Annotated in this window: 11 protein-coding genes and 1 pseudogene; 10 read left to right on the top strand and 2 right to left on the bottom strand. The window is 52.2% G+C overall.

What is annotated here, in order from left to right; genetic code table 11:
* The 10 genes and pseudogenes from AB5Y72_RS04820 to AB5Y72_RS04775 all read left to right on the top strand — a co-directional run.
* The coding region (locus tag AB5Y72_RS04820; protein WP_129689428.1) for a transposase at nucleotides 1–270 on the top strand (270 nt) is incomplete at its 5' end.
* A 121-nt stretch (nucleotides 271–391) separates the two neighbouring features.
* Entirely contained in the window at nucleotides 392–1,309 is a 918-nt protein-coding gene (locus AB5Y72_RS04815; protein WP_113978486.1) for an IS5 family transposase, read from the top strand.
* Nucleotides 1,310–1,547: 238 nt separating this feature from the next.
* The gene (locus AB5Y72_RS04810) at nucleotides 1,548–2,156 is read left to right on the top strand and encodes a TetR/AcrR family transcriptional regulator (RefSeq protein ID WP_004393990.1); all 609 of its coding nucleotides are present in this window, start codon (nucleotides 1,548–1,550) and stop codon (nucleotides 2,154–2,156) included.
* Nucleotides 2,153–3,304: an efflux RND transporter periplasmic adaptor subunit gene (locus AB5Y72_RS04805; RefSeq protein ID WP_023266980.1), complete on the top strand. Its 1,152-nt coding sequence runs from the start codon at nucleotides 2,153–2,155 to the stop codon at nucleotides 3,302–3,304. Before AB5Y72_RS04810 ends, AB5Y72_RS04805 begins: the two co-directional genes overlap by 4 nt.
* A complete protein-coding gene (locus AB5Y72_RS04800; protein WP_004393995.1) occupies nucleotides 3,301–4,506 on the top strand; it encodes an ABC transporter permease in 1,206 nt (401 codons plus the stop codon). Before AB5Y72_RS04805 ends, AB5Y72_RS04800 begins: the two co-directional genes overlap by 4 nt.
* 1 nt (nucleotide 4,507) lies before the next feature.
* A complete protein-coding gene (locus tag AB5Y72_RS04795; RefSeq protein WP_004393997.1) occupies nucleotides 4,508–5,218 on the top strand; it encodes an ABC transporter ATP-binding protein in 711 nt (236 codons plus the stop codon).
* A gap of 4 nt (nucleotides 5,219–5,222) precedes the next feature.
* Nucleotides 5,223–5,693: a cytochrome c gene (locus AB5Y72_RS04790; RefSeq protein ID WP_368198644.1), complete on the top strand. Its 471-nt coding sequence runs from the start codon at nucleotides 5,223–5,225 to the stop codon at nucleotides 5,691–5,693.
* Between the two features lie 1,209 nt (nucleotides 5,694–6,902).
* Nucleotides 6,903–7,301: a transcriptional regulator gene (locus tag AB5Y72_RS04785; protein WP_368198643.1), complete on the top strand. Its 399-nt coding sequence runs from the start codon at nucleotides 6,903–6,905 to the stop codon at nucleotides 7,299–7,301.
* Nucleotides 7,285–7,965 carry an EAL domain-containing protein gene (locus AB5Y72_RS04780; protein WP_368198642.1) on the top strand — a complete coding sequence of 227 codons (681 nt, stop codon included), beginning with the start codon at nucleotides 7,285–7,287 and terminating at the stop codon, nucleotides 7,963–7,965. Before AB5Y72_RS04785 ends, AB5Y72_RS04780 begins: the two co-directional genes overlap by 17 nt.
* A gap of 175 nt (nucleotides 7,966–8,140) precedes the next feature.
* Nucleotides 8,141–8,444: pseudogene (locus AB5Y72_RS04775) on the top strand (transposase); the annotation flags it as partial.
* A 535-nt stretch (nucleotides 8,445–8,979) separates the two neighbouring features.
* Here AB5Y72_RS04775 and istB read toward each other — a convergent pair.
* On the bottom strand, nucleotides 8,980–9,735 hold the full coding sequence (gene istB, locus AB5Y72_RS04770) for an IS21-like element ISAs29 family helper ATPase IstB (protein ID WP_113069991.1): 756 nt from the start codon (nucleotides 9,733–9,735) through the stop codon (nucleotides 8,980–8,982).
* A gap of 14 nt (nucleotides 9,736–9,749) precedes the next feature.
* A complete protein-coding gene (istA, locus tag AB5Y72_RS04765) occupies nucleotides 9,750–11,291 on the bottom strand; it encodes an IS21-like element ISAs29 family transposase (RefSeq protein WP_113069990.1) in 1,542 nt (513 codons plus the stop codon).
* Between the last annotated feature and the right edge of the window lie 221 nt (nucleotides 11,292–11,512).

Raw genomic sequence — 11,512 nt, 5'->3', positions numbered from 1 at the left:
GACTGGCTGATCGCCGAGCGCCCCGGCAAGGTAAGAACCTTGAAACAGCATCCACGCAAGAACAAAACGGCCATCAACATCGAATACATGAAAGCCAGCATCCGGGCCAAGGTGGAGCACCCATTTCGCATCATCAAGCGACAGTTCGGCTTCGTGAAAGCCAGATACAAGGGGTTGCTGAAAAACGATAACCAACTGGCGATGTTATTCACGCTGGCCAACCTGTTTCGGGCGGACCAAATGATACGTCAGTGGGAGAGATCTCACTAAAAACTGGGAATAACGCCTTAAATGGCGAAGAAAGGCGTTGTTGCCCAAATCGATACAGCTTGAATGGAACTAACTGAGGACTTGGTGATCTGATCACCACCATCCTCTTCAAGTCTGCATTATGGGCACGTCGCTTCACCCCATCACCAACTGGCCTAAATACAACAAGTCTTTGATTAATCGTGGTTCACTCACCTTCTGGGTTGATGCCGAGGCCATGAGCAACTGGTTTCACCACGACCATCATGGACGGCGGGGCCGTAGCCAGCTCTACACCGACCAAACCATCGCCACCTTCCTGATGCTCAAGGGGATTTTCAACCTCACTTTGCGAGCAACCCAGGGACTACTCGACTCCCTGTTCGAATTGATGAATGTGCCGTTGTGCGCACCGGACTATAGCTGTGTCAGCAAGCGAGCACGCACGGTGACAGTGGCCTATCGACAGCCCCCAAAGGGATGCATTACCGACTTGGTTATCGACTCAACCGGGCTGAAGGTGTTTGGTGAAGGCGAGTGGAAAGTCAGAAAACACGGCGCTGAGAAGCGGCGAGTCTGGCGCAAGTTGCACCTGGCGGTAGACTCGGTAACCCACGATATCGTGGCGGCGGAGGTGTCATTGGAAAATGTCCATGATGCCGAGGTGTTGCCGACCTTGCTCAATCCACTGCGGCGCAAGCTGGGACGAGTTTATGCAGATGGCGCCTATGACAGCAAAGCCAGCCATCAGCTTATCTCGCGCAAAGGGGCGACAGCTTGTATCCCACCTCGCAAGAGCGCGGGGTTATGGAAAAAAGGACATCCAAGAAATGACGCTGTGCTGGTGATACGCAAGGAAGGGCTGGCGCACTGGAAGAAGATATCGGGGTATCACCGTCGCTCACTGGCAGAGACGGCGATCTATCGGTTCAAGCAGTTGCTGACGGGGAAAATCAGTCTGCGTAACTACAATGGCCAGGTGGGAGAAGTCATGGCGTATGTCAGTGCCATAAACAAACTGAATACCCTGGGCCTACCTGTCAGAAAGCCTCGAGTGTAGCGGTCACCCAGAGCTGGGGAAATCATGGCTTGCTGGCTTATTTGGGAAACAACGCCGCGAAGAAACGGTCTAAATAGGCTGATTCAAGGCATTTACGGGAGAAAAAACGGCTCAAACATGAAGAAATGAAATGACTGAGTCAGCCGAGAAGAATTTCCCCGCTTATTCGCACCTTCCCTTGTTTGAGTTGCCTCTTGTGGTAAGATAGTAATTAATTACTATCTTACAAGGAGTGCTCGTGGACACCCATCCAAAGCATCTGCCGGCCGATGAACGTCGTGCCGTAACTGTCGAGTCCGTCGTGGCGCTTGCCGGTTCACAAAACCCAAGCGAGATAACCACTGCGGCTATCGCTAAACACATGAACTTGACCCAGGGTGCGCTGTTTCGGCACTTCCCGAACAAGGAAGCCATTTGGCAGGCGGTCATGGAGTGGGTAGCAGAGCGCCTATTAGCCAGAATCGATCGATCCGCACAAGGAATCGAGTCGCCCTTGGCAGCCATGGAGGCGATGTTCATGAGTCATATCGAATTCGTAGCTGAGCACCCAGGCGTGCCAAGAATGATGTTTGGTGAGCTTCAGCGTGCCGAATCGACACCGGCCAAGCGCATGGTGCAAACCTTGATTCAGCGCTACGGCGAACGTTTGCATCGTCTCATCGAGAAAGGCAAGGCCAGCGGCGAGTTGTCTCCCTCGCTTGACAACGAGGCGGCGGCAACGCTGTTCATTGGCACGATCCAGGGCTTGGTCATGCAATCGCTGTTGGCGGGTGATGTGGGACGTATGCACCGCGATGCGCCGCGCGTCTTTGCAATTTATCGGCGTGGCATAAGGAGTGCGCAATGAAAAAGTTACCCTTGCAAGGCCGCACCCTGGCGCTGCTTGCCGTCATCATTCCTTTGCTGGTGCTTTTTATTTATGTCGGTCTGCGATCAGGGCCGCTCGCCCCGGTCGCTGTGACGGTGGCAAGCGTGGAATCACGGGCTATCACACCGGCGCTGTTCGGCATCGGCACGGTGGAGGCGCGCTACACCTACAAGATCGGGCCGACGTTTGCCGGGCGCGTCAAACGCCTGGAGGTGCATGTAGGCGACCAGGTCAAGGCCGGACAGGTGCTCGGCGAGATGGAGCCGGTCGACCTTGATGATCGGGTGCGCTCACAGGAGTCTGTATTCAAGCGGGCGGAAGCGGCTTTGCGCGAGGCAGAAGCCCGGCAAGCCTACGCGCAGACCCAGGCGCGCCGCTATGAGCAATTGTTTGCGGTGCGCTCGACCAGCGAGGAAATCGTCACCACCAAGCGGCAGGAACTACAGATCGCCGATGCCGCCCTATCCGCCGCTCGGGAAGATATTGCCCGGGCACGCTCCGACCGCGAAGGACTCGTCGCGCAGCGGAGCAATCTGCGCCTGATCGCGCCGGTCGACGGTGTAGTCGCCGTGCGCGATGCCGATCCCGGCACGACCATCGTCGCGGGCCAGGCCGTGGTGGAAGTGATCGACCCCAAGAGTTTGTGGATCAATGTGCGCTTCGACCAGATCAGCGCATCGGGGCTGGCTGGGGGGCTGCCGGCTCATATCGTCCTGCGTTCGCGTGGTGGCCAGACCTTGAAAGGCCGCGTGCTGCGGGTGGAACCCAAGGCCGACGCGGTAACCGAGGAAACGCTTGCCAAGGTGACATTCGATAACAAACCAGAACCTTTGCCACCGGTGGGTGAACTGGCCGAAGTCACGGTTGACTTGCCGGCGCTCCCGGCCGCTCCACTGATCCCCAACGCTGCCGTCCAGCGTGAAGGCGATAAAGTTGGTGTCTGGCAAATCGTGGATGGTGATCTGCATTTCTCCCCGGTCAAGCTCGGCACTTCCGACCTCAATGGTTACGTGCAGGTGCGCGAAGGGCTCAAGAATGGGGACCAGGTTGTGACCTATAGCGAAAAGGCACTGACGGCGCGCAGCCGCATCCATGTGGTCGAGCATATCCCGGGAGTTTCACGATGATCAGCCTGGCCGGCCGCGACATTCTCCATGCCTGGGGGAAATTCGTCTTCACCGGCATCGGTCTGGGTCTGCTGATCGGCGTCACCCTAGTCATGGCTGGGGTGTACCGAGGCATGGTGGACGACGGCAAGGCGTTGCTCGACAACAGTGGCGCTGACCTTTGGGTGGTGCAAAAGGATACTCTGGGTCCTTATGCGGAGTCGTCCAGCCTCAACGATGACGTGTATCGCGCCATTCTCGCCATGCCGGGAGTCTCACAGGCAGCGAACGCGACCTACCTGACCATGCAGGTACGCAAGGGCGAGAGTGATGTACGCACCATGGTGGTCGGCATCGCGCCCGGTGCGTTGGGGGCTACACCCGGATGGCCTCCTTATCTCGTCGCTGGACGCCAGATCACGCGCGGTCACTACGAGGCTGTGGCCGACATCGCCACCGGCTTCAAACTGGGAGATCGTCTTGCCATTCGCCGCAATCATTACACCGTCGTGGGGCTGACACGGCGCATGGTGTCGTCCAGCGGCGACCCGATGGTATTCATTCCGCTCAAAGATGCCCAGGAGGCCCAGTTCCTCAAGGACAACGATGCCATCTGGCAAAGCCGGCGTCGCACCGAAGCCAACCCGGTCTTCAATCGACCCGGTGATCCAGGTTTGCTGGATGCCGTGATTGCTTCACAGAGCAGCAACGCGTTCGTCAATGCCGTGCTGGTCACTCTGAAACCTGGTCATGCGCCGGATGAGGTTGCCGAATCCATCCAGCGCTGGAAGCGTTTGACGGTCTACACCCGGGCACAGATGGAAGACATCCTCGTCGGCAAGCTGATCGCCACCTCGGCCAAGCAGATCGGCATGTTCCTTGTGATTCTGGCCATCGTTAGCGCGGCCATCGTTGCCTTCATCATCTATTCGCTGACGATGGACAAAATCCGTGAGATCGCGGTGTTGAAGCTCATCGGCACACGCAACCGAACCATCGCCGCGATGATCATGCAGCAGGCGCTCGCCCTGGGCGTGATTGGCTTCGTGGTCGGCAAGATCACAGCCACCTTTTCAGCACCGGCTTTTCCAAAATATGTCCTGCTCACGCCAATGGATTCTGTCGCCGGTTTTTTTGCCGTGCTCGTGATCTGCGTTCTAGCTAGCCTCGTCGCCATTCGCATGGCACTCAAGGTCGATCCGGCCGAAGCCATTGGAGGTTGAGATGAGTGGCAAAGGGATACACATCGAAAGTTTAAGCAAGCGGTATGGCGATGGTGACACCGCTGTCTTTGCCTTGAGAGACGTGAATATGCATGTTGCACCTGGTGAAGTGGTGGGACTGATCGGCCCTTCCGGGTCCGGCAAGAGCACGCTGCTCAAGTGTCTGGGTGCGGTGATCGAACCGACCGCCGGTCGCATGACGCTGGGCGATGAAGTGATCTACGCCGATGGCTGGAAAGTCCGCGACCTGCGCGCCTTACGGCGTGACAAGATCGGTTTCGTTTTCCAGGCGCCGTACCTGATTCCGTTTCTCGATGTCACCGACAACGTGGCGCTGTTGCCGATGCTTGCAGGCGTCGCGAATGGAGAGTCGCGCGCGAAGGCACTGGAATTGCTCACGGCGCTTGATGTGCAACACCGAGCTCGCGCAATGCCCTCGCAACTCTCCGGTGGCGAGCAGCAACGGGTTGCCATCGCGCGCGGATTGGTCAATCGCCCGCCAGTGATCCTGGCCGATGAACCCACTGCGCCGCTGGATTCCGAGCGCGCCATGGCTGTAATCCGCATCCTCAACGACATGGCCCGCAAGTTCGAGACCGCCATCATCGTCGTCACCCATGACGAAAAGATCATCCCGACCTTCAAGCGCATCTACCACATCCGCGACGGTGTAACCCATGAGGAAGCTGGCGAAGGGCGGGAGTTCGAATGAGAGAATGATTGAATTACAGGAGAATTTCATGACCCACCGCAAACACAGCCACGCATTTGGAACTATCACCCTGACCGTTACGGCCTGCCTGCTTCTATGGGGTTTTCAGTTGCCAGCTTGGGCTGGTGACGCTACCCAGGTTGAGCCACTGGCGCTACGCAAGATCATGCAGGAACTCGGGCGCAACATGCAGGCTATTACCGGTGCGATTTCGCAGGAGGAATGGGTTCAGGTCGTTCAGCTCGCCCCAAAAGTTGCTGCACACCCCGAGCCACCGCTTACTGAAAAAATGCGCATCCTTGCTTACCTCGGCGCTGATGCGACCAAGTTCAGAAACTTTGACGCGCAGACTCACGAGGCGGCGCTGGCCATGAAGCTGGCTGCTGCGAGCAGCGACGGCAAGGCGGTGATCCAATCATTCGCCCACGTGCAGGAAAGCTGCTTGGGCTGCCACCAAGCTTTCCGGACAAATTGAGTGACGCCAAAATCCTTACAATAAGACAACATAATTAAAGGGAGTGAAACACGGAATGCGCATTTAGCCATGCTTAAAAACAATAATTAAAACATAACTATGAAATAAAAAATTATTAAATAATTATTTTCTAGGTTTTCGTATCCTACTGATTTCAGTGATCTTTTAGTTGATGAGGAAGTGATACTTTCATATCAAATTACTTAAAGCTTGTGCTAACTTTGAAACATGAGGTTTTGCGGAGGACTTAGGGAAAGTGCGAACAAGTATCCCAAGAACAAAAAATGAAAATTTTAGTCATTTAATATCAATGGGTTACCAGTAAATGCTCTCGTGCCATATGACTTATTCGCACCTTCCTTAGATAAAATGAAAATCTAACAATTAAATCAGTTTATAATTTTAGCTATGGAAGGTGCGAATAAGTCACCAAACGCAAAAAAACGCCTATGTAAGTGATTGAATTTAATTGACTAAAAGTTTCATTTTCGTTGCGGAGGGTACTTATTCGCACCCTCCCTAGTTGAAAAACGAGCTCGCCATATTGAAATTAATTTTTTATATCCTTTTGCACTTTTTCGTAAAAGAGCGATGTGAATATTCAAATGGCATCCATGGCAACATCATTTACTAGTGTAATACAGGTCACTACATACGTATCAGATAGTGTTGTTAGATTTAAAATCAAGCGTTCGATGAGGTTAGTTTATTTGATGTTGAGAAGTTGGACTTCACTTTAAAACACATAGGGCTATCTATAGTAATGGAAGTGACGTTGTCAAGTTGAATCATAAGATGATGTTATGAATTGTACATTCACTGAAATTGTCTTCCGGACTGTAGTTAAAATATTTGAAAATTATAATGACCATAGAGTCTGGTTGAATAGGAATCTTATTGTTTTTTTGCTTTATCCTCGGTGGTGATGTAAAGCGATAGGAGGTGCTGCTATTCACCTTTAATAATTCTGAGCATAAGATATCCTCATGTTTCAATATATGGGGTTGCATTGCGCTATAGATGAAGGATTAGCCATCAATAGATAATTTTTATAAAAAAATAAATCGAATGATTTTGTTGAATTAAAAAATTAATTTCTGATATTCATGATTTCATATTCCTAGCATGTTCTAATGGCGGTGTAAAATGACTGTTCGTATAAAGGATTTTAGTGAAACATTGGAGTTAAGTAGTATAAGGAACGTCAAGATGTTTAAAAATAAAAATACAAACACTCTCCAAATAGAACATTACTCAAAAAAAATGACCATTAATGTAACTTATGGTCATGTATATTACTATGATGCAAAAAACACGCCTAGGGTAATGAAGTTGGGCCGGCGAGAAGCATCAATTCTTCGATACTTTATTGAGCATGAGAATGAAGTTATATCAAAAGAGGAATTGCTAGAATACGCTTGGACCGAATCAGTAGTTTGTGAGAATAGTGTTGTTGTAGCTATTTCTAATTTAAGGCAGCTTTTTAGAAAAGTCGATAAATCATGTGCTTGCATTAAAACTATATCTGGTCAAGGATATATATTTGTCGCATCATTATCTGGGTTTTCAGAAATCATATCTGGAGCTAATCATGCACATCAAAACTGAACGACTGCAACTTCCTTACACCATTAGAACTAGTGAGTTTACGATAAAACTAGAGCCGATAATAAACATTCCTACTGGAGAGGTACTGGCGTTTGAGGTGCTCTCTAGGGCTAAGGATGTGACTTTAAATAATGAGATATTTTTTAAATTTTTAACTACAGATGAACTTCTACAGCTTTTGCAGCGTCAAATGGAAAGATTTCAAAAGCTTAACGAGCAAGATGAAAATTATTTCTCGTCAATGTTTGTAAATGTCCCTATTGAATTTATCTATGACGAAAAAATAATATATGAATTATATCCTTTTTTTCATAAGTTCAAGATAAACTTTGAAGTTGAATGTAACTCTGGGATTTTTTTTCGCGATAGAATTTTATGGGAGCGCTCTAGTAAATTACTCTCGAAAGGTATTAATGTTTGGCTCGATGATGTGAGCGAGGATGAGTTCACCTCTGCTGAAGAACTAATTAATAACAAAGTTATATATGGGGTGAAACTAGATAAGTATAGTTTTTGGGATAGTTATGAGAATAACGCCAATCTATATGGCATAATTGGAGGTATTAGAGATAAGATGATTGTCGAGGGAATTGAGACAATAGACCATTTGGTTTATGCTAAAAATCAATCCGTTATATTTGGCCAAGGATATTTATGGAAATAATTTAATAGCTGTAACGGGTCACATGTGGTGCAATGTTCAGATTATGCATAACGCAAAGTCTTTTGGACACCGGAATTATTCCGGTGTCATAATTACCGTGTTTTAGCTTCCCCTGTCCGCCATTGAGAATATTAGTTATTTAATCATGGTTAAATAACCTGTATAGTTTGCCATGATGCGGCGTAAGCTGGGACATGTTTATGCGGATGGCGCCAATGACAGCAAAGCCAGCCATCAGCTTATCTCGCGCAAAAGTGCGACAGCCTGTATCCCGCCCCGCAAGAACGCTGGGCTATGGAAAAAGGGGCATCCAGGCCGTGCTGGTGATGCGCAAGGAAGGGCTGGCGCACTGGAAGAAGATATCGGGGTATCACCGTCGCTCGCTGGCAGAGACGGCGATGTATCGGTTCAAGCAGTTAATGATGGGCAAAATCAGTCTACGAACATACAACGGTCAGGTAGGGGAAGTGATGGCGTAAGTGAGTGCGATAAACAAACTGAACAGGCTTGGTCTGCCAGTCAGAAAGCCCCGAGTGTAACGTTCACTTGGGGCTAGGGCAGTTGTGGCTTGATGGTTGATTTGGGAAACATAGATGGTCGCCCCCGGTTTGCCAAGCCCTCAATCCATGAAAGTGAGTCAGGTGGAGATTGCAGCCATAGATCCGGATTTTGATCGAGGCTACTGCCTCTATCCCTGATGGAATTCGCTGGCTGGTTCCGCTATCAACGCCACGTACTTGGAAGTACTTTGTTTCCCTCGGGTTTTACCAGCCACGGTCTGACCTGTCTCGCCATCACTTCATGATTGCCTGTGCAATCGGTGCTTCCTTACCAATTTTTGGTCATAGGACTGTCAATCAGCCCTTACATTGCCAAACCTGTTTTTCATGCGGCCATGCCATAGTGGGCATCATATTTTCTGTCGTGTGCCAGCTGCGTATTCCGGCGAAGTTGAACAGCCATTCCGGCCAACGTGAACACCCTGATCCTTAACGCGCTCATGTCATCTCGTTTCTAACTCGACTGTTCAGATTGGGTCAACTCACTTCTCCTCTTTCTCATCGATTCTCCCTTCAGTGACAGCCGGTGAGCGTTGTGCATCAGCCGGTCCAGGATCGCATCTGCCAGGGTGTTGTCCCCCAAGCTCGCGTACCACTCTTCCGTTGGTAGTTGACTGACCACTACCGTCGAGTATTTTCCATACCGATCATCCATGATCTCCAGCAGGGCGTTGCGCTGCTCGGCATTCACCGCTTCCAGTCCCCAGTCATCGAGGATCAGCAGCTCTATCCTTGCCAGTTGACCCAGCAGTCTGGCGTAACTGCCATCTACCTTGGCCTGGCTCAGTTCAAGCAGCAGACGTGGCAGCCGGTAGTAACGAGTGCTATGTCCTTGCTGACAGGCTTGGTAGCCCAGCGCACAAGCCAGGTAGGTTTTTCCACAGCCACAGGGGCCGGTGATGAGCAGGTTCTGGCCTCGGCGTAGCCACTCTCCTTGGGCCAGGTTTGCTACCTGTGACCGCTCCAGGTTGCGTGCTGACTGGTAGTCCAGCTCCTGCACCGTGGCCTGGAGTTTGAGCCTTGCCTGCTTGACCAGCCGAGCTTGTTTACGCTGCTCCCGGCTCAGTTGTTCGTGTTCGACCAGCAGGCTTAGCCGCTCGATGAAGGGCAGCCCTTCGTAGGTACTCGCCTGTTCCAGTTGTTGTTGCACGGCATCCGCCATGCCGGTCAGCTTCAGGCTTCTCAGGAGGGTCAGGGTTTGTTGGGTCATGGGGCGTATCCTCTTCAGTGGAAGCTCTGGGGGCCACGGATGTTCTCGTGCTCTTGCGGTAACTCTGGATAGCTCAGCGGGCTTGCGGGCAGTTGGTCGCGGCCGCTTGTCAGCACCGACTTGAGCTGCTTGAGTCGCACTAGTCCTTCCCGATTAGCCAACTGGCAACAGGCCTCGACCCGTGATGGCGGATACTCCCGGCTCAGACTCAGTAGCCCCAGGCAGAGTCGGTATGCCTGCTCGGCATGGGCTTTCTCTTCCAGCCGTTCGCTAACCCAGCACAAGGTGCCCGGTCCGATATCAGCAGCCCACTGCTTGAGACGGCCTGGCGTCCAGCGTTGCTGCTTGCTGTGGCGTTCCGGCATGTGTTCCGGGAGCGTGCTCATCCCCGGGATAGTTTTACGCGGATGGCTCGCGACCAACTGTTGCTGGTGATAGACCTGAAGCAGGGTGTCGCCAGCATGGAGCTCCAGTTGCTGGCCCACATACTGGTGTGGCACCGAGTAATGGTGCTGCTCATAACTGACGTGATAGTCGATGTTGACCTTGACCGTTTTGATAGCGACATAGCGATAGGGATGCACCGGCAGTGGTCCCAGTGCCGGGCGGTCCAACTGCTCAAACGCCTCGCGCCGGTTACCGGGCAGTTGCTTGAACGGGCGCTCGTTGAGTTCGTTCAGCAAGGCCCGGATGCACTGGTTGAGCTCGGCAAGCGAGAAGAAGGTCTGATGGCGCAGGCGGGCTAGGATCCAGCGCTCGACGATCTGCACTCCCACCTCAGCCTTGGCTTTGTCCTTGGGCTTGTAAGGGCGAGCTGGTATCACCGCCACCTGATAGTGCTCGGCCAACTGCTGGTAGCTGGGGTTGAGCTCGGGATCGTATCGGCAAGCCTTGCTGACACCGCTCTTGAGGTTGTCGGGGATCAGCAGTGCCGGGGTCCCGCCGAAAAACTCAAAGGCACGGGCATGGCTTTGCAGCCAGTCCGGCAGTGACTGTGACCAGGTGGCTTCGGCAAAGGTGTAGTTGGACGCACCAAGCACGGCGACAAAGATCTGGGCCTGACGGACCTCACCCGTGGAGGGCGAGACGATGGGCACCGTGGGCCCGCAGTAGTCGATAAAGAGCTTTTCTCCCGCCTTGTGGATCTGGCGCATGGAGCGCTTTTGCAACTGACACCAGGACTTGTAACGGTCGCAGAACTGGGAGTAGCTGTAACAGCTATTGGGATAGCGCTGGGTGTACTCCTCCCAGAGCAGTTGTTTGGAGACCCCCTTGCGCTTGAGCTCCTGATGGACAGAGGGCCAATCAGGCACGACATGGCGGGCCGAGATGGTGGTATCGGCCTGCGGATAGAACAGGGCAGCCAGTCGGGCATCATCAAGCTCGGTGGGCAAGGGCCAGGTCAGGCCGAGCGAATGGGCACTTTTGAGGAGTTTCTGGATGGAGCCAACGCTGACCTTGGTGCAGCAACTTATCTGGCGAACAGAGAGGTCAGCCTCCAGCCGCAGTCGCAGCACTTCACGAATTTTACGCATTGCAATCCTCTTGGCAGACATAGGCTCTTCCCTGGCAAAAGGGAGAGCGTATCAAAGGTTTTTAAATCAATGCGTTAAGGATGATTCCGGTGAGTGTGAACAGTGATTCCGGGATGTTGAACACTGTTTCCGGAAAGGAGGGGCAAAGTGTTCAGGTTGAACCGGAATGAGCGTTCACATTGGTCCGGAAATGGTGTTCACGTTGAACCGGAATCGGTGTTCATGATCAGCCGGAATATGCA

It is taken from the genome of Aeromonas sp. R7-4, assembly GCF_040908055.1.
Classification (GTDB): domain Bacteria; phylum Pseudomonadota; class Gammaproteobacteria; order Enterobacterales; family Aeromonadaceae; genus Aeromonas; species Aeromonas sanarellii.
Note: the sequence above shows the minus strand (reverse complement) of the source record. Positions and strands in the feature narration are given on the sequence as shown.